The organism is Candidatus Defluviilinea gracilis, from assembly GCA_016716235.1.
GTDB classification, from domain to species: domain Bacteria; phylum Chloroflexota; class Anaerolineae; order Anaerolineales; family Villigracilaceae; genus Defluviilinea; species Defluviilinea gracilis.
In genome coordinates, this window is the sequence record JADJWS010000001.1 from 1955481 (window position 1) to 1974617 (window position 19137).

Consider the following 19137-nt stretch of genomic DNA (forward strand, 5'->3'; position numbering starts at 1 on the left):
AAGTGCCAGTAGAGGCTTGAATCGTAACAGGGAATTTGAAAAGACCTCGGCGTTCTTCAAGAACTCCGAGGTCTCTCTCGATGTCGTTCACCTTTTCACTTCTTCTTTTTGCCAGTTTTATATGTCCCTTTTTTCTCGCGAACCATTTTGGCAATATCGTCAACTGTGAATTTATCCAGCCACTCGTGTCGGTCTTTGGAGTAATCGCCCTGTCCCAGTTCGAATTGTTGCATAAAACGAATCATCCCAACCAGACCCAGTTCGCAGGAAAGCGCCGCCAAACCAGCGACACGAATTTGTTGAGGCGTCATCATTTGTGCGTTCATTAGATATTCTCCTTCATCCAATCTAAAGGATTTCCGATTTTACTTTAGAAAGCGGCTTGAATACTATACCCAATGCTCGTTCAATTCCACGTTTCGGCGGGATAAATCCCTGCCTCAGTTCATGAAAGTCGGCTGGAAGCCGACTCGCTCGTCAGCCCGAAGGTGACACGTTGAGCTTGTCGAAACGGCTTCCACGTACTGAGCAACGGGCTTTAGCCCTGCGGTATCCCGCCGCGCTAAATATATTCATCCTCTTCGAACAATTGCATCGTTCATCGCATCAACAATTCTCTTTATATATGCTCCGTCTTCTGATACCAAAATATTAGTTTCTCCCGACGCGCTTCCTATTTTTACAATGTATGCAGGCTTAGTATTAACGGCACGTATTCCCAAAATGGCAATTATCAAACCGATAATCAAGAATCCCCAAAACTCTCGAATACCGACTATACCTAAAAATATAAAAAACGCCCCAACAATGACCAGCAAGAAGGGTATGTTACTTGCCGCCTTCTGGCTTTTGCTTACAGATGTAACATTAGATATTGCATAAGTTTTCGTTCCAATGATGGCCCTTAGGTTGGTTATTTTTACCTTATCATCTTCAAAGATTGTGATTTCGCCTGTTTCAGTCATTTTGTCTTCTTTCCTGTATAGGGATTGAATCGTGTTTTACGCTTCTTAAATTATACAACTGTACAACTTAGCCAAGTATATTAAAAGCCTCGGAGACATTATTCTCCGAGGCTTTTCTAATTTACTTCACGCGCTCAAATCATACCCCTCAGGCAACCAGCAACACAACACCAACTCCCTCGCCGCTTTGACCTCATCCATGCGCCCGAACTGCGTATTATTCGGCGCGGACCTGACGATCTCAGGCGTAGACTTCGCTTCCTTGGCGATCTGGATCATCGCGTCGGCGAAGGCATCGAGCGTGTCTTTGTTCTCGGTCTCGGTCGGCTCAATCATCAACGCTTCGTGGACGATGAGCGGGAAGTAGTTTGTGGGCGGGTGGAAGTTGTAATCCATCAGTCGTTTGGAGATGTCCAGCGCGCGCACATCGCTTCCTTCAAATTGTCCCTCTGCCACGAACTCGTGCATGCAGATGCGGTCAAACGGGATGTGATAATGGTCGCGCAACCTTGCTTGCAGATAGTTGGCGTTCAACACGGCGTATTGCGCGATGTCTTTGAGTCCATCGGGTCCGTGCATGGCGATGTAGGTGAACGAACGGACGAAGCCGCCGCCGAAATGTCCGTGGAAGGCTTTCATGCGACCGATCGTCTTCGCAGGCTTGACGAATCCATACAGCGGAGGCATTTCATCATTGCCATCTTCGACGATTCCAACCAAAGGCTCAGGCAAAAAGTCTACGAGTTTGGGACCGACTCCAACAGGACCGACGCCAGGTCCGCCGCCGCCATGCGGTACGGCAAACGTTTTATGCAAGTTGAAGTGCATCACGTCGAAGCCCAAGTCGCCAGGGCGGACGATGCCGAGCAACGGATTCAAGTTCGCGCCGTCACCATACATCAAACCGCCGCATCCATGCACGAGCGCGATCACCTTCTCGATATGTTCATCGAACATGCCGAGCGTGTTCGGGTTGGTGAGCATCATGCCGACGACGGTATCGTCGCACGCCTCTTCCAATTTTTTCAGATCAACATTGCCGCGCTCATCGGAGGGGATCGTCACAACCGTCATGCCCATCATTCCAACAGACGCGGGGTTCGTCCCATGCGCCGCGTCGGGGATGAGCATCTTCACGCGCTTATCGTCGCCGCGCGATTTATGATACGCGCGCATCATCAACACGCCCGTAAATTCTCCGTGCGCGCCCGCGGCGGGTTGCAACGTCACGCCCGCGAATCCCGAAATCTCTTTCAACATTTCCTGCAACTGATACATCAACGCGAGATTGCCTTGCACGGTCTCAACAGGTTGCAGTGGATGCGTGAACACGAAGCCTGGCAGTCGGCACGTGTCTTCGTTGATCTTCGGGTTGTATTTCATCGTGCATGAGCCAAGCGGATAAAATCCGCCGTCGACGCTGTAATTAAATTTTGAGAGTCGGACGTAATGGCGGACAACGTCCACCTCCGCAAGTTCGGGAAGCGGCAGTTCGGAGCGCAGCAAATGCGGAGGAGGCGATTCAGCCGCAGGGACGTCTGATTCGGGCATCCGCACGCCGACTCGTCCGGGCGAGGATAAGTCGAAGATCGTCGGCTCCACTATCTTCGCGCTGAGCGGAGGGACTGTGTTCGTCAGTCCCGCAGACGAAGCGCTGCTATTGCTAACCATGTTTCACCTCCGACAGCACCTCAACGAGCGTGTCAATTTCTTCTTTTGAATTCATCTCGGTGACGGCAACCAGCAAATGATTTTTGTGCGAGGGATAATCCTGACTCAGATCGTATCCGCCGAGGATGCCGTGTTCGAGCAAATGCGCGTTGACCTCGCTGGCGGGCTGCGGACATTCCAACACAAACTCGTGGAAGAATGTTTCGGACGAAACTTTATAGCCTTTGAGTTTGCTCAATTCGCTCGCGGCGTAATGCGCTTTTTGATAACAAAGATTTGCTACCTGCTTCAATCCGTTTTTGCCGAGCACGCTGAGGTAGATCGCAGACGCCAGCGCGAGCAAGCCTTGATTGGTGCAGATGTTCGACGTGGCGCGTTCGCGTTTGATGTGTTGCTCGCGCGCGGTGAGAGTCAGCACATACGCGCGTTGACCTTTGTTGTCCACCGTTTCGCCGATCAAGCGTCCCGCCATTTTGTGGACGTATTGCTTGCGCGTCGTGAAAAATCCGACGCTGGGTCCGCCGAACCACATCGGGATTCCCAGCGGCTGACCATCGCCCACGACAATGTCCGCGCCCATTTCGCCGGGTGTTTTGAATAACGCCAGCGCGGTCGGGTTTGCAACCACACAAACCAATGCGCCCTTTGCGTGAACATCATCAATGAATTTTTTATAATCGTACACGCGCCCGAAGAAGTCGGGGTACTGCACGATGACGAGACACGTATCCTCGCCAACATGTGCGAGCAGATCGCTCGGATCGGTATCGAGTTCCGCGTCCGCTTCATCGCCGACGAGGTGCATGTCCATGCCTTGCGTGTACGTGCGGATCACCGCGCGGTATTGCGGATGCACAGTGGGGGAGATGACCACCTTCTTGCGTTTGCCGCGGAATTGCGCGTTCGCCAAGTTCACCGCTTCGGCAGTGGCAGTCGCGCCGTCGTAGTGCGACGCGTTCGACACGTCCATGCCTGTCAACGCCGCCATCAACGATTGATATTCGAAGATGGCTTGCAACGTGCCTTGTGAAATTTCGGGCTGGTACGGCGTGTACGCGGTATAAAATTCTCCGCGCCTCAACATGTGATCGATCACCGACGGGATGTAGTGATGATACATGCCCGCGCCGAGGAACGAGATCAGATCGCCGCGCACATTCTCGTTGGCGCTGGCAATGTTGGACAGTTCCTCCAACGCTTCCATTTCTGTCCACGCGGGAGGCAGGTCAAGTTTGGGGAAGCGATGTTTGGCAGGCACGGCATCGAACAAATCGTCGAGCGATTTAACGCCGACTGTTGCGAGCATCTCATCGCGTTCGTGGGGGCTTATGGGAATATATGTCATGGTGACTCCAAGACCAGTGAGGGAGTTATCAGTGATCAGTTATCAGTACTGATCACTGTTCACTATTCACTGATTACTAATGACTTCTCTCCTCACAATGCTTCTCATACGCCGCCGCGTCCATCAGGTCGCCCGCGGTCGCGCCTTCGAGCTGGATCATCCACGCCGCGCCAAAAGCATCGGTGTTGATGGTCTCGGGCTTGTTGGCGAGGTCTTTGTTCACCGCCGCGACTTTTCCGCTGGCGGGTGCATAAATCTCCGATGAGGCTTTCACCGACTCCACCGAAGCGATTGGCTTGCCCGCCGCGATCTCTTCTCCTGCTTCGACCAGGATCTCCACGAAGACGATATCGGAGAGTTGGTTTTGGGCGTAGTCGGTGATGCCCACTTTCCCGCTCGCGGGGTCGAACCATTCATCGGACTTTGCATATTTCAAATTGGAAGGGGTGTTCATTATCAATCTCCTTGGTGATGTGTAGCGCGAGATTTATCTCGCTGCTTGCGAGTTGCGACATGAATGTCGCGTTACGATGCGGCGAATCAAAAAGGCGCACGAAGTTAATCGCGCGCCTCTGTAATGTGACCTGAGAGATTAGTTCGTTAGTTTGGTAGTCAGTTAGTTAATTAGTTTTGTAGTTTTTCAACTACCGAACTATTGAACTACCAAACTATCCAACTAACTAACTTTACACCGTCGGTATTGATGTCTCGCAGTTGAACTGCGAGACAATCAAACTTTCCAGAGTGGATTCGGGGACAGGGTCCTTTTGCCTGAGAGATTCATCTGGTTTCGCCTGATCCAGATTTGCACCTTCGGCGCCCGTGTTGTAGTGACGACTTCAGTCGTCAGCAAGTAACGACTGAAGTCGTCACTACTTTTGAGTCTCTTCCCTGTTGCCCGTTCAATTGTGATGTGATTTTACGGTTGTGGGGGATGAGAGTCAAGAGCAAAGTCCCCCGAGTTCTTGAAGAATTCGGGGGACTGGTTGCGAATCTACTTCTTTGCCATTTTTCGCGGCGTCCGTTTCGGTTTGGGCGTTTCGATTGGAGATTCCTCCGCGAGGGCGGCGGGGGATTCAACGACGGGTGGGGGCAACGCTTCCGCGGCCGGGGCAGGCGTCACGTCGGAGGGTGATGCGGGCGCGAGAGTCCCGGTATTGAGACGGGTGAAGTAGTCTTTGACCATCGCGTCGTTATAAAAGACCAGCGAGAGGATGCCGACCGCCATCGAGAAGGCGTTGCCCAGCAGAGCGCAGGCGACTTCAAAGACGGCGATGTTGGTGGATGGCTGGACGGCTTGCGGAGGATTACTGAAGAGTTTTGCGGCGTAGATTAGTTCGAATACGCCGAGGATCGTGGGCAGGATGGTGAGCGGCACGCAGATGGCGCCGATCAAGGTGCCGAGGGCAGTGCCCGATGCGGCAAATCCCCAGACGATGTTGACGATGCCGCTGGCGAGGGTGGTCCATGCGATGACGTGGACGAGGGTGGGTTTGGTAGTGTTCATAACGATCTCCTGATTTATTTTCTATGGTTTATACGAGAGTTCAGGAGATTGGTTGCGTGAGTCAAACATCCCGCAAGTTTCATAAACCTGCGGGATGTTTGTTGAGACAAAATTAGCCTTGAGTCATTGCTTGATTTTGCCCATACGCAATGTTGCCAAATTGACCAAACAAATGACCGTAGATGGCGGTGGTGTATACGATGATCCCAAAAGCGAGGATGAACGCGGCGACTTGACCAAGGCAGGGGATGAAATTCAGAACAAATTGCGCCGTGCTGACGATGAGACTCACGCCGATGCTCGCGCCGATGCTCACGCCCCATGCCGTGAGGAAGGGAGTTGAGTTTTTGCTGATGAGTTCAAACACCTCGCGGAATTTGAAGCATGAGGCGAGCGTCCCTTCGCGGGCGAAGATCACAAGAATGGCGGGGAAGATCACCGAAAGAGCCAGCGAGTAGACCACGAACACGCACAGGAGACAGAAAAACAACGCGGTTCCCAACCCGGCGACTGCTTCCGCAAGCCCTTGCATATCTGCGTTCCCGGAGAGGATGGCTGGCACGATCATAAAGCTCATCGGCAGGCAGAACACGATAATGATCGGCAGGGAGTATACAATAGTTGCCACGGTCAATAGCAAACCGTCGGTCAGTTTTTTGCCGAAGTCGTCCCACGTGGGCAGGGGTTCGGGCGAGTTGTTCATCACGTTACGGATGATGGCGACCATGTACCCCGTCCAGGCAAAGTTGACGATGGGAATGACAGTAACCAACGCGCCCAAGCCGAGTTTGCTGATCCATTGCTTGTCGTCGAATGCGTATGAAAATGATTTGCCGATGTTCATGTGTGTCTCCAATGTTTATATCGTCCCGCCGGTTTCTGGACACGCGCAATTCGCTGGTTTTCAGCCTGCGAGACGAGGTGAGTTTTGTAAAAAGTCTATCACAAAAATTAAACAAAAAGACCCACTGTTTCCAGTGAGTCTTTCGTCGTGAACGTTGTTTAGCTCTTGAACATGCCCGAAATGACGGGGATCTCAATCAACTGACCCTGATACGCTTGATAGCCGCAGTACAACTGGTAGAACCAGATGAGAATACCGACACAAAAGGTGGAAGTAACAACGGTGACGATACCGAGCACCAACGCCTGTGTGTTATGCGCCTTGATGAAAGGGCGATCCTTCTTGTCGGGCATCAGCAGGATAATGATGGGGACGAGAGGTGAAAAAACGTACGCCAACGCCGCCCAAAGTTTGTCATCGCTTGTAGTTTCCATTGCTTTATTCCTCCGAATAACTTGATTTTGAATTTCGGCAATTGTACAACCTTTACAGGCAAAGCGCAACTGGCTTTTCTTGCAAAAATGTTACTATGCTAAAATCGCCGCATGATAAAAATCGTCTTCATGGGGTCGCCCGAATTTGCGTTGCCGAGCCTGCGCGCGCTGGCGGGCGCGTACAACGTGGTGGGCGTGGTCACACAACCCGACCGCGCCTCCGGGCGTGGGCGCGAGGTGAAGATGCCTCCCGTCAAAACGCTCGCGCTCGAGTTGGGACTCCCGATCATGCAACCCGAAAAGTTGCGCGCGCCCGAAGCGATGGATCAACTCCGCGCGTGGTCGCCCGAACTCATCGTCGTTGCCGCGTTCGGTCAAATTCTCAAACAAGATGTTCTTGACTTACCGCGCTACGGATGCCTCAACATCCACGCCTCGTTACTTCCGCGTTGGCGCGGCGCGGCTCCCATCAACGCCGCGATTTTGCATGGGGATGAAGAGTCGGGCGTGACCATCATGAAAATGGATGCGGGACTCGACACCGGCGCGATGCTGGCGAAACGCGCAATACGCCTCTCTTCCGACGGGACGGCTGGTTCAGTCACCGACGCGTTATCTCACCTTGGAGCCGACTTGCTCATCGAGACTCTTCCGCGCTGGATCGCCGGCGAAATTCAACCAGAGCCGCAAGACGATTCACTGTCAACGTACGCGCCGATGATGAAAAAGGATGATGGACGACTCGACTTCGCGCGCGATGTGAACGAACTTGAAAGACAAGTCCGCGCGTTGAACCCGTGGCCCGGCGCGTTCATGGAATTCGATGGGGCGATTTTAAAAATCCATCGCGCGCACGTACGCCAAACTTCCAGTTTGGCTGTTGAACTTGTGAAAAACGCCGAGGTAGGGCAGAGGCTGACGCAGGCGAACCAGCCCGCCGTCGGCGCGAGAGGCGGGGTTCTCATCCTGGATGAGGTACAGCCCGCTGGGAAAAAATCCATGAGCGGGAAGTCGTTTCTTGCGGGCGCGCGTCATTGGGCGTGACTCATCATCCCGCGAGGGGTTTTATCTTCAAATCAATCTGTGGAGGAAGCATGTTCAATGCAAAAGTGTTTGTGGCTGAATTGATCGGCACGTTTGCGCTGGTGTTCATCGGCGCGGGCGCGGCAATCTCTGGCTTTGGCGGTTTGGTGGGGGTGGCGCTGGCGCACGGATTTGTGATCGCAACGTTTGTGTACGCGTACGCTCATATCTCGGGCGCGCATTTCAACCCCGCGGTGACGTTCGGACTCGCGCTCAACGGCACGGTCCGGTGGGGCGAGGCGTTGTATTATTGGGCGGCGCAATTTCTTGGGGCGGCGATTGCGGCATTTTCGCTGAATCTGTTTGTGGGGAATATCGGCGTGAACGGCATTCAAGAAGGCGCCACGATCGGTTTGCTCACCAGCCCTTCGCCGTTCATTGCCATGGCGGTTGAAGCGGTGTTGACCTTCTTCCTCGTCAACATGGTGTTGCATGGCATGGTGGCGGGCAAGGCGGGTTCGTTTGCCGGTTTGGCGATCGGTCTTACCGTGACGTTTGCCATCCTCGCCGGCGGACCGATGAGCGGCGCCTCGCTCAACCCGGCGCGTTCGTTCGGTCCCGCGATCTTTTCCACCTCCATCGATCTGGAGAATCCCGATCTTGCAAATTGGATCTTTTATGTGGCGTACTTCGTTGGTCCGTTGCTGGGGTCGGCGGCGGCGGTGGGTGTGTTCAAGTTTTTGAATAGCGGCGGCGTGGAAGCCGTAAAGACGCCGCCAAAGAAGAAATGAAACAAAAGTTTCTTCGCCACAGAGATCACAGAGAAAAAAAAGAGATTTTCTCAAAGGTCTCTGTGGACTCTGTGGCGAAGCGAATTTCAATCTAGAAGAGAGTCCCCGATGTTTTCAGCGGAGACTTTTGTTTTACAATGGGGTAGAGGTTTCTCATGGCAAAATACGTCGCGGCGATTGACCAAGGGACGACCAGTACGCGTTTCATTGTTTTCGATCATGGCGGGAATGTGGTTTCTGTCGCCCAAAAAGAGCACAAACAAATTTTCCCGAAGCCCGGCTGGGTGGAGCATGATCCGCTGGAGATTTGGAGGAATACGCTTGAAGTGACGGAGCGCGGACTTAAGTCCGCACACCTTCAACCCGCTGACCTTGCCGCCATTGGAATCACAAACCAACGCGAGACAACTATCGTGTGGGACAAACACACCGGCAAGCCCGTCTACAACGCCATCGTCTGGCAAGACACGCGGACGGATGAGATCATCAAGAAATTGGCTCGCGCTGAGCGGAGGTCTGAGCGAAGCGATAGCGGAGACGAAGACCGAAGTCGAAGCGCGGGCGGACAGAATCGCTTTCGGAAGAAAACAGGTCTCCCGCTTGCCACGTATTTCTCGGGTCCAAAAATAAAATGGATTTTGGATAACGTGCAAGGCGCAAAGGCGAAAGCCAAACGAGGGGACTTGTTGTTTGGGACGATTGACTCGTGGTTGATCTGGAATCTCACAGGTGAGCACGTCACCGATGTGACAAATGCCTCGCGTACCTTGTTGATGAATCTCAAGACCTTGGATTGGGATGAGGAGATTCTCAAAGTAATGGGCATCCCGCGCGCGATGTTGCCGACGATCAAATCGTCGTCGGAAATTTATGGATATGTAAATGCTCGAGGCGGCGTCCTCGCCGCCGGGGACGGCGGCGAGAGCAATTTATTACACGGCATCCCTGTCTCTGGCGATCTCGGCGATCAACAAGCCGCATTGTTCGGTCAAACCTGTTTCAAAGCAGGCGAGGCGAAGAACACCTATGGCACAGGTTGTTTCATGCTGTTGAACACCGGCGAGAAACCCGTGCAGAGCAAAGCGGGATTGCTCACCACGTTGGGATACAAAATTGGAAACCGCAAAGCCGTCTACGCGCTCGAAGGTTCGATTGCGATCGCGGGCGCGTTGGTTCAGTGGCTGAGAGACAACCTAGGGTTGATTCAGTCGTCCCCGGAGGTGGAAGCGTTGGCGAAGTCCGTCGAGGATAACGGCGGAATCTATTTCGTCCCTGCGTTCAGCGGACTCTATGCCCCATATTGGAAATCCGACGCGCGCGGCGTGATCGTCGGGATGACGCGCTACGTCAACAAAGGTCACATTGCCCGTGCCGTGCTCGAAGCGACCGCCTATCAAACGCGCGAAGTACTCGATGCGATGGAAAAAGATTCGGGCGTGAAATTAACATCGCTAAAAGTGGACGGCGGTATGGTGTTCAACGAACTGCTCATGCAATTTCAATCGGATATTTTGAACGTGCCAGTGGTGCGACCCAAAGTAGCGGAGACCACGTCGCTCGGCGCGGCATACGCGGCGGGACTCGCCGTCGGCTTTTGGAAGGATTTCGACGAGCTCAAAAACAACTGGGGACGCGACAAACAATGGAATCCCTCAATGGACTCGAAAGGACGAAAGACGTTATACTCGGGTTGGAAGAAAGCGGTGACACGAACTTTTAACTGGATGGAATAATTTTTAACACGAAGGACACAAAGGTCACGAAGGATTCTTTGTGTTGAATTAAAAACTTTGTGTACTTCGTGTCCTTTGTGTTTAGAATCGAATGAACCGTTCCGGAAACTCTCGCTGCCCTCAAAAAAAATCCAAACCCCTCCGTCCTCATCATCGGCGGAGGGATCAACGGTATTGGCGCCTTCCGCGACCTCGCCATCAACGGCGTGGATGTTTTGCTCGTCGAGCGCGGGGATTTTTGTTCGGGCGCGTCGTCTGCCTCTTCGCACATGGCGCACGGCGGGATTCGTTATCTTGAAAACGGGGAGTTCCGTCTCGTGCGCGAAGCCGTGCGCGAGCGCAACCTCATGTTGCAGAACGCGCCGCATATCGTCAAGCCCCTTCCCACTGCCATTCCCATTTTCAAACGATTCTCAGGTCTGCTCAATGCGCCGCTAAAATTTTTTGGCTGGCTCGATAAACCCAGCGAGCGCGGCTCGCTCGTTATCAAGATCGGTTTGATGTTCTACGATGCGTTCACCGGCAAACAGCACACGGTTCCCCGTCATCAATTTTTCTCGCGCAAGAAATCGCTTGCCAAATGGAATCAGATCAACCCAGAGATCGTCAACACGGCTGTGTATTATGACGGCGCGATCACCAACCCCGAACGGCTCGGCGTTGAAATGATCCTCGACGCCGAAGCAGAAAACGTAAACGCGCGCGCGCTCAATTACGTCAGCATGGTGGGCGGCGCGGAGAACACGATCATCCTGCGCGACGAGCTCACCGACGAAACCTACGACGTTCACCCGCAGCTTGTCATCAACGCGGCGGGCGCGTGGATCGACTCGACCAACAAAAAACTCGGCGTGTCCACGAACTTCATCGGCGGCGCGAAAGGTTCGCACATCGTTGTGGATCATCCCGAACTCCGCGCCGCGATCGGCGACCACGAATTTTTCTTCGAGAACGACGACGGTCGCATCGTGTTGATCTTTCCGCTGTTCGATAAAGTCCTCATCGGCACGTCCGACATCCCCATCGAGAATCCCGAAGAAGCGCGATGCACCGAAGACGAAGTGGATTATTTTTTGCGGATGACGAAACGCGTCTTCCCGGACCTCGACCTGACTCGCCAGCGCATCGTTTATCGCTACTCCGGTGTTCGTCCGCTCCCGCGCTCCACCGCGAAGACGGTCAGCCAAATCTCGCGCGACCACACAATTGAAGTTTTGAGCGGCGACTGGACCAACCTCACTTTCCCGGTCTTCTCCCTCGTCGGCGGCAAGTGGACATCTTTCCGCGCGTTCGGCGAACAAGCGGCGGATAAAGCCCTCGCGTATCTCGGTCTCACGCGCAAACGCGACACGCGCTCCATGCCCATCGGCGGCGGGCGCGGTTATGAACGCGATGTTCTGGAACCGAATCGGCAAATGGGAAGTCTCTTCGCATGGACGGGCGTTTCGCAAGAACGGCTGAAAATCTTGTTCGAGCGTTACGGCACGCGCGCCGAAACTATCGCCACCTACATCAACAGCGGCACCGACTCCACCCTCAAGTCACTGCCCGATTATTCCTTCCGCGAAATTGCGTATCTCGTCCAGCACGAAAAGATCATTCACCTCGATGATTTCCTGCTGAGGCGATCCATGCTTGCCATGCTGGGACGGTTAACGCGCGAGATGATCCTCGAACTCACGCATACGCTGGGCGACATCCTCGGCTGGGACGGCGAGCAGAAAAAAGCCGAAGCGGCGCGCGCCCTGTCCATTTTGGCGGACAGGCACGAGGTCCGGTTATGAAGCGCGCAGGTGGTAGAATCTCGTCCCGATGAATATTTCCATTGTCGTCCCCGTCTATCGCGGCGAAGCGTTGATCGAGTCGCTTGTCGAACGATTGGCGAAATCCCTGCCCGCGTTTTCAAAAAAATATGAAGTGTTGCTCGTGAACGATGGCAGTCCCGACAATAGCTGGGATGTGATCCAAAAACTCGCGCGTAAATACAAGTGGGTGAGGGGCATCCGCCTGATGCGAAATTATGGACAGCATAACGCCACCCTCTGCGGAGTTCGCGCCGCTCAATATGAAATTACGATCACGATGGATCAGGACTTGCAGCATCCGCCCGAAGAGATTCCCATTTTGTTGAAACAACTCGAAAACGGATTCGACGTGGTCTACGGCGCGCCGAAAAAACTGCCGCAGGGATTCTTGCGCAACGCGATGACCGAGAACATCAAACGAATTCTTGCGCGGGTGATGGGCGTCCCGTCTGTGAAAAACATATCCGCCTTCCGCGCCTTTCGCACCGAGTTGCGCAACGCCTTCACGAACTTTCAAAGCCCCACGTTGATCATCGATGTGTTGCTCTCATGGGGCACGTCGCGCTTTACATCGGTTTCCGTTGAGATCGAAAAACCCGAAGAACGTTCGAACTACAGGTTTTCCGCGCTGGTGAAAGCCGCGTTGTTGATTCTCACCGGCTACAGCACTGCGCCCCTGCGCCTGGCAAGTTGGATCGGATTCTTGATGACCGTGTTTGGGCTGGGCGTGTTCATGTATGTGGTCGTCATTTCATTTATGGAGGGCGGCATCCCGGGCTTCCCGTTTCTTGCCTCCATCATTGCGTTATTCAGCGGCGCCCAATTATTCGCGCTGGGAATCTTCGGCGAATATCTGGCGCGCATGTTCGACCGTAGTATGGATCGTCCCACGTACATCATTCACGAGACGGTAGGGAAATGAACGTCGTCATTTTGCAACCTTCCTATATCCCTTGGCGCGGTTACTTCGATCAGGTCCACCGCGCAGACCTGTTCATCTTTTACGATGATATTCAATACGACAAACACGGCTGGCGTAACCGCAACCTGATCAAAACGCACCAGGGAAAACAATGGCTGACGATCCCAGTCAATTCAAAAGGCGTTACCCAGGGCGTGCCGATCAAGGACGTGCGCATCGACTGGTCCAAGCCCTGGGCGAAGAGTCATCTCAAAACGTTGACGATTTCCTATTCCAAATCGCCTTACTTCAAGGGCTATCTGTCCCTGCTCGACGAACTCTATCAACGCCGCGACGAGTTCCTCGCCGATTTCACCATCGAGTCCTCGATCCGCCTCGCGCGCGAGTTGGGATTCACTTCCACGAGATTCATGCGCTCCTCCGAGTTATCGAACGTCGAGGGACAAAAAACCGACCGCGTGATCAACGTGTTGAAACAAGTCGGCGCGACGCATTACATTTGCGGTCCCTCGGCGAGTTCCTACATGGAGCCTGAAAAATTCGAGGCGGCGGGCATCACGTTTGAATACATGGACTACGCCTACCCTGAATACTCGCAGATGTATCCTCCGTACGACCCGTATGTTTCCATTCTAGATTTGCTGTTCATGACGGGAAAACAAGCGGGCGAATATTTTGAAACTGGAAAGGAACGCGAATTCCGTCCAAATTTCATTTGACGGAATCTTCGCCACACTTCAACATGAGCATGGATGAAACCCAGAAAAAACTCGGCGAATACTTTGTTGAAAAACTCGAAGAATTCGGCGCGACGCCCAAAGGTGTGGATTACAACGGACTCGAATCGCAGGCGTTGCGCTTCGAGCAACTCGTGAAGGTCATTGACGCCTCGCAGCCATTTTCCGTCATCGATTACGGAAGCGGCTATGGCGGAATGTTTGATTTCTTACACGGTAAAGGTTGGCAGTTCGAATATTACGGCATTGACCTACTCGAGAAAATGGTTGTGGCTGGGCGTGAATCTCACAAGGATTTTCCCAACGCTCATTTCACCACGAACGAGAGCGAAGTTCCCATGGTCGATTATCTGCTGGCGGGTGCGATCTTCAATATCAAATTGGAAGAATCGTACGACGATTGGCAGAAATTCGCCTGCGCAACGCTCCAACGCATGAACGCGCTTTGCTCGAAGGGCTTTGCCTTCAACATGCTCACCAAATATTCCGATGCCGAGCGCATGGCGCAGAGACCCGACCTCTTTTACGGCGACCCAATATTTTTCTTCGATTTCTGCAAACGCAATTTTTCGCGTAACGTGGCATTGCTTCACGATTATGGATTGTACGATTTCACGCTCCTCGTCCGCAAGAATGTGTAATCAAGAATGTGTGCGCTAGAGAGCGCCATCACACAGGATACTATTTGTGTAGCGGACGTTCTCTAGCGTCCGCTTTTAGTAAAATGAAAACCATCCTCGCCCCGCGCGCTTCTGCGATCCTCTATAATTTGCTGGCGAGCCAAAAACAGGCAAAGCCGTGGCTGTTGCCCGCGAACATTTGTCCCATCGTGCCGATCACGTTTATGAAGGCGAAGATTCCATTTGAGTTTGCGGATATTTCGCCAGAGTCCTTGCACATGGATTTGGATCAGGCAGAAGCGCGAATGAAGACGCACGAGTTTGGTGGTTTGCTGTACGCGCATACCTACGGGGACGAGTCCACGCCTGATGATTTTTTTGCGCGGGCGAAATCGTTGAATCCCGAATTGTTGATCGTGGATGACCGCTGTCTGTGCATTCCAAAGTTTGAATCGGAATCCTCGGCTGACGTTGTTTTGTTTAGCACGGGCTACGCCAAGATCGTCGAACTTGAATTTGGCGGATATGCGTTTATGAAGGATGATGGGAAGTGCGAATCCACGCAATTGAAATACGCTCCTGCGCATCACGAGGAACTTGAAAGGGACTATAAAGCTGCCGTTCAGAATCTGACGCGATTTGAATATGACGATAGCGATTGGTTGCAGACAGAAGGAGAATTGCCCGTCTGGGAGGACTATCGTCGTATGGTCGCGGTCGGGTTGGAATTGTCCCTGCTACAAAAAAGAAGATTGAATGCGGTGTATTCAGCCCGTCTGCCAATCGAGATACAATTACAGCAACAATATCAAACGTGGCGGTTCAACATCCGCGTGAAGAATAAGAAAAGAATGATGGATGAGATCTTTGCAAACAGGCTGTTCGCCAGTTCGCATTACGCGTCGCTGGCGGGAATTATGTCCACTGGGCGCGCGCCGGTGGCGGAGGCATTGGCGGGGGAGGTGATCAATCTGTTCAATGACCATCACTTTGACTATGATCGAGCAGAGAGATTGACCAGCCTGATTTTGAAATTTCTGGCTTGATCGAGGAGAATATATTAATGAAGTTCCCGAAGGTTTCCCCCCGCCTGGAAGGCTGGCTTTCAGCCGCTCTTGTGATGACTGTCACCTTGCTAACATATGCTCCGCTTGTGCCTTCGCTCGGCTTCTACCGTGACGATTGGTACCTGATCTGGACGGCACAGGCGCGCGGGGCGCAGGGAATCATGAGCCTATTTCAAGGAGACCGTCCGTTTATTGGGTGGCTCTACGCGCTGGATTACAACCTGCTGGGCAACGCCCCGTTGAACTGGCATGTGTACGCGCTGATCATCAAAGCGTTGAGCGCGCTGGCTTTCCTCTGGCTATTGCGGGTGGTTTGGAAGGAACGGAAGATCGAGACCACCCTGATCGCGTTGTTGTTTGTGGTGTATCCGGGCTTTTATCAACAGCCAAACGCGGCCACCTTCAAGAATTTGTTGCTGGCGTACGGCGCGGCGATGGCGTCGTTGGCGTGCACAGTTCTGGCGCTGAAAGGTCGTTCCCTTCTTCCGAAAAACGACGCTCATTGTTGCTTCGATCCTGCTAGCCGCCCTCAGCATTTTCATCTACGAAGCATTGATCGGCATCGAAGCCGTGCGTCTTATTTTGATCTGGTACGCGCTGAAACGTGATGGAAAGTTAACCATCCGTGAGTCGCTTCGCAAAACGATCGTTGCCTCTATTCCCTACCTGACATTTGCCGCCGTATTCTTATTCTGGCGCTTGTTCCTGTTCGAAAGCACGCGTCGCGCCACGAATGTAGACGTGGTGCTGAGTAACTTTGGCCCGCTTTCGTTGACCAGCGTGCTTCACATTGCCGTGGAAATGATTCTCGATTTAGTCGAGACCAGCCTGCTTGCATGGGGCGTCCCTTTTTATCAGTTTTCCACGAGCGTGGGGGATGCGCGCATCACCGCGATGGCGATTGGGCTGGCGTTGATCGTGTTATCGCTCGCAGGCGCGTATCTCTTTCTCATGCGAGGGCAGGCTTCCCCGTTGGGTGAAGCGAGTGAGGATCCGCAAGCAAGCCGAGACTGGCTGTGGCTTGGCGCGGCGATCATCTTCGTCACCACATTGCCGATCATCCTCGCGGGGCGGAACGTGATCTTCGATATCCAATGGGATCGTTATACCTATCAATCCGTGGCGGGCGTGGCGTTGTTCATGGGCGGGATTGTTTTTTATGGATTGAAGGGACGGTTGCGCTGGGCGGCGCTATGCCTGCTGTTGATGAGCGGCGTCCTCACCCAGTTATTCTCGGCAAATTATTATCGTAGATTTTGGCGGGTGGAAAGCGATGCCATGTGGCAACTGGCATGGCGCGCGCCACAGATCGAAGATGGCACAACGGTCGTGCTGGTCTTGCCGGGCAATTACGCGCTCGCGGAGGAATACGAAGTCTGGGGTCCGATCAACCTTGTGTATCACCCGCGCCAGGAATTGAAAATCGCGGGGCAGGTGATGTACGATGAACTATGGCTTGAGGCGGTTCTCGGCGCGCAGGAGGAACGGCTCGTGCGCGGAACGGTAACCGTGAAGCGCGATTACACCAAACTCTTGCTGGTGACACAGCCTTCGGCATTTTCGTGCCTGCATGTGATCGATGGCGCGCGCGCGGAACTCACCGCACAGGAACGGCTGGACGTACAACGCCTCGCTTCCTTTTCGGACGTGAACTTGATCGACCCCTCCGGAGCGCAGGCTGTCCCTCCGGGCGAAATTTTTGGGAGTGAGCCCTCCCACGATTGGTGTTATTACTATCAACAAATGGACCTTGCCCGCCAACGCAAAGATTGGGAGAGCGCGGCAACATTTGCCGATGAAGCGATTGCGCTTGGCTATCAACCTTATGAAGTGTCGGAATGGTTGCCCGCCCTTGAAGCCTACATCCATGTTGGCGATCAGAAGATGGCAAAGCGCATCGCGCTCCTCATCCGCGTGGATAAAAAGACCTATCAAAGCATCTGCCAAAACCTAAAACCACTCGTCGGAACTCCTGCCGAATACGACCGCGAACTGCTGGCAGAATCTCTGTGCAAGCATGATTGATTTCATGGGGTAGAATCATCCCGATGCCTACGAAAAAACGCAGATTCAAAGTCGACCTCGTCATCCCGGTCTACAACGAAGCGGGGGTGATCGAGAAAATCCACGCGCGGATTTGCGGCGTGGTGGACGCGCTTCCGCACGACTTTCGCTTCCTCTACGTGGACGACGGCTCAGACGACGGGACGGCCGAGTCGCTCCAGTCGTTGAAGCAGGCTGACCGGCGCGTGACCGTGTTCACGTTGAGTCGCAACTTCGGTCACCAGGCGGCGCTCACCGCCGGACTCGATCGCTCGAGTGGCGATATCGTCATCAGTATGGACGGCGATGGCCAGCATCCGCCGGAGTTGATCGCTGAAATGATTGAGTTGATCGGGCATGGTTACGACATTGTGCAGGGGCAACGCGCCGCGGAAACACAGCCCACGGTTTTCAAAAAATGGACATCGGATGCCTTCTACCGCTTCATCAACACCATCAGCGGCACGCACATGATTGCCGGCGCGGCGGACTTCCGCGCAATGACGCGCCAGGCGGTAGACGCGCTCAAAGCCATGCCCGAGTTTCACCGTTTTCTGCGCGGCATGATCACGTGGATGGGATACAAGAGCGTCATTCTGCCGTATCGCCAGCCGCCGCGTGTGGCAGGGCATTCGAAATATTCGTTGGGAAAAATGTTTCGGCTCGCATCCGACGCGATCTTTTCTTTTTCGTTGATCCCGTTATATATTGGGTTGAGTTCGGGGTTGGTGTTCTTTGCGTTGGCGGCTGTGCAGTTGAGTTGGGTGGTTTGGCTGTCGGTCACAAAGAACACCGAGCAGGTGATTGCCCCAGGTTGGAGTTCGCTGATGGCGGTCCTGCTCATCGCCAGCGGAATCATCATGATCTTGTTAGGCTTTATTGGCGTTTATGTCGGGTATATTTTTCAGGAAGTGAAACGCAGACCCGTCTATTTATTGAAGAAAGAGGAGTAACTTGAGTTCAACCCCAAAACCGGTCTATCAATTTGTATTCTTGCGTCACGGCGAATCGACCGGCAACGCCGAGTCGCGTTGGCAGGGGCAGTCTGATTACCCGCTCACCGAACGCGGGCGCGCGCAGGCGTTCGCATTGGCGAATCGCTGGAAGGTGGAAGGCGCAAAGTTCGACCTCGCCATTTCGAGCACGTTACAGCGGGCAAAGGAAACCGCTGAGATCGTGACCTCCGTGTTGGACGTCAAACTCGAACTCGACGAGATCTGGCTCGAACGCGATATTGGCGAGATGGAAGGGTTAACCTCTGCCGAAGTCCAATTACGACCGAAGCCATCCTACGTGACGCCGTACGATTCGATCGGCGGCGACGGCGAAGGCGATTGGGCATTGTTCCTGCGCGCGGGGCAGGCATTGCATGGCTTGTTACAGCGGCCTGCGGGAAGTTATCTCATCGTGTCGCACGGTGGACTGTTGAATCAACTTATGCACGCCATCGTCGGCGTGGCGCATCATGCCGACCCTTCGGGCGTGCGCTTCCGCTTCGAGAACACAGCCTTCGCGCGCGTGATCTATCAACCTCATTTGCATCGCTGGGCGATCGACGCGCTCAACGATCGCGCCCACGCGCAGACTTTGAAATAGGAAACTTTCGTGGCGACACCCGATACCGCGATCC

The 19137-nt window shown here is 53.7% G+C and carries 20 protein-coding genes and 1 riboswitch; of the genes, 12 read left to right on the forward strand and 8 right to left on the reverse strand.

The features are described from left to right. Positions 1-95 precede the first annotated feature (95 nt). The 8 genes from IPM31_09190 to IPM31_09225 form a co-directional block, all read right to left on the reverse strand. Positions 96-326, reverse strand: a complete 231-nt coding sequence (locus tag IPM31_09190) for a hypothetical protein (GenBank protein ID MBK9007153.1) — start codon at positions 324-326, stop codon at positions 96-98. A 246-nt stretch (positions 327-572) separates the two neighbouring features. After that, positions 573-965: a hypothetical protein gene (locus tag IPM31_09195; protein ID MBK9007154.1), complete on the reverse strand. Its 393-nt coding sequence runs from the start codon at positions 963-965 to the stop codon at positions 573-575. Positions 966-1091: 126 nt separating this feature from the next. After that, positions 1092-2636 carry an aminomethyl-transferring glycine dehydrogenase subunit GcvPB gene (gene gcvPB, locus IPM31_09200; protein MBK9007155.1) on the reverse strand — a complete coding sequence of 515 codons (1545 nt, stop codon included), beginning with the start codon at positions 2634-2636 and terminating at the stop codon, positions 1092-1094. Further along, complete coding sequence (gene gcvPA, locus IPM31_09205; GenBank protein ID MBK9007156.1) at positions 2629-3981, reverse strand: aminomethyl-transferring glycine dehydrogenase subunit GcvPA; 1353 nt, start codon at positions 3979-3981, stop codon at positions 2629-2631. Before gcvPA ends, gcvPB begins: the two co-directional genes overlap by 8 nt. A 76-nt stretch (positions 3982-4057) precedes the next feature. Next, the gene (gcvH, locus tag IPM31_09210; GenBank protein MBK9007157.1) at positions 4058-4435 is read right to left on the reverse strand and encodes a glycine cleavage system protein GcvH; all 378 of its coding nucleotides are present in this window, start codon (positions 4433-4435) and stop codon (positions 4058-4060) included. Positions 4436-4730: 295 nt separating this feature from the next. Then, positions 4731-4883: riboswitch (glycine riboswitch) on the reverse strand. A 92-nt stretch (positions 4884-4975) separates the two neighbouring features. Continuing rightward, positions 4976-5488 carry a hypothetical protein gene (locus IPM31_09215; protein MBK9007158.1) on the reverse strand — a complete coding sequence of 171 codons (513 nt, stop codon included), beginning with the start codon at positions 5486-5488 and terminating at the stop codon, positions 4976-4978. 112 nt (positions 5489-5600) lie between these two features. Then, positions 5601-6332 (reverse strand): DUF4013 domain-containing protein, encoded by a 732-nt coding sequence (locus IPM31_09220; protein ID MBK9007159.1) that lies wholly within the window; start codon positions 6330-6332, stop codon positions 5601-5603. A 158-nt stretch (positions 6333-6490) separates the two neighbouring features. Further along, complete coding sequence (locus IPM31_09225) at positions 6491-6766, reverse strand: hypothetical protein (protein MBK9007160.1); 276 nt, start codon at positions 6764-6766, stop codon at positions 6491-6493. Positions 6767-6877: 111 nt separating this feature from the next. On the opposite strand from IPM31_09225, the gene IPM31_09230 reads away from it, so the two are divergent. From IPM31_09230 to IPM31_09285, 12 genes are all read left to right on the forward strand, one after another. Next, complete coding sequence (locus IPM31_09230) at positions 6878-7810, forward strand: methionyl-tRNA formyltransferase (protein MBK9007161.1); 933 nt, start codon at positions 6878-6880, stop codon at positions 7808-7810. 50 nt (positions 7811-7860) lie between these two features. Further along, positions 7861-8580, forward strand: a complete 720-nt coding sequence (locus IPM31_09235; GenBank protein MBK9007162.1) for an aquaporin — start codon at positions 7861-7863, stop codon at positions 8578-8580. Between the two features lie 155 nt (positions 8581-8735). Continuing rightward, complete coding sequence (gene glpK / locus IPM31_09240) at positions 8736-10313, forward strand: glycerol kinase GlpK (GenBank protein MBK9007163.1); 1578 nt, start codon at positions 8736-8738, stop codon at positions 10311-10313. A gap of 206 nt (positions 10314-10519) precedes the next feature. Continuing rightward, positions 10520-12097 carry a glycerol-3-phosphate dehydrogenase/oxidase gene (locus IPM31_09245; GenBank protein MBK9007164.1) on the forward strand — a complete coding sequence of 526 codons (1578 nt, stop codon included), beginning with the start codon at positions 10520-10522 and terminating at the stop codon, positions 12095-12097. A gap of 28 nt (positions 12098-12125) precedes the next feature. Continuing rightward, on the forward strand, positions 12126-13040 hold the full coding sequence (locus tag IPM31_09250) for a glycosyltransferase family 2 protein (protein MBK9007165.1): 915 nt from the start codon (positions 12126-12128) through the stop codon (positions 13038-13040). Next, positions 13037-13759 (forward strand): WbqC family protein, encoded by a 723-nt coding sequence (locus tag IPM31_09255; GenBank protein MBK9007166.1) that lies wholly within the window; start codon positions 13037-13039, stop codon positions 13757-13759. The genes IPM31_09250 and IPM31_09255 overlap by 4 nt, the downstream gene beginning before the upstream one ends. A 29-nt stretch (positions 13760-13788) precedes the next feature. After that, positions 13789-14418 (forward strand): class I SAM-dependent methyltransferase, encoded by a 630-nt coding sequence (locus IPM31_09260; protein ID MBK9007167.1) that lies wholly within the window; start codon positions 13789-13791, stop codon positions 14416-14418. Positions 14419-14501: 83 nt separating this feature from the next. After that, positions 14502-15443 (forward strand): hypothetical protein, encoded by a 942-nt coding sequence (locus IPM31_09265; protein MBK9007168.1) that lies wholly within the window; start codon positions 14502-14504, stop codon positions 15441-15443. Positions 15444-15460: 17 nt separating this feature from the next. Next, positions 15461-16072 carry a hypothetical protein gene (locus IPM31_09270; protein ID MBK9007169.1) on the forward strand — a complete coding sequence of 204 codons (612 nt, stop codon included), beginning with the start codon at positions 15461-15463 and terminating at the stop codon, positions 16070-16072. Further along, complete coding sequence (locus IPM31_09275; protein MBK9007170.1) at positions 16035-17489, forward strand: hypothetical protein; 1455 nt, start codon at positions 16035-16037, stop codon at positions 17487-17489. Before IPM31_09270 ends, IPM31_09275 begins: the two co-directional genes overlap by 38 nt. A gap of 23 nt (positions 17490-17512) precedes the next feature. Continuing rightward, entirely contained in the window at positions 17513-18460 is a 948-nt protein-coding gene (locus IPM31_09280; protein ID MBK9007171.1) for a glycosyltransferase family 2 protein, read from the forward strand. Between the two features lies 1 nt (position 18461). Then, positions 18462-19103 (forward strand): histidine phosphatase family protein, encoded by a 642-nt coding sequence (locus tag IPM31_09285; GenBank protein MBK9007172.1) that lies wholly within the window; start codon positions 18462-18464, stop codon positions 19101-19103. Positions 19104-19137: the final 34 nt, after the last annotated feature.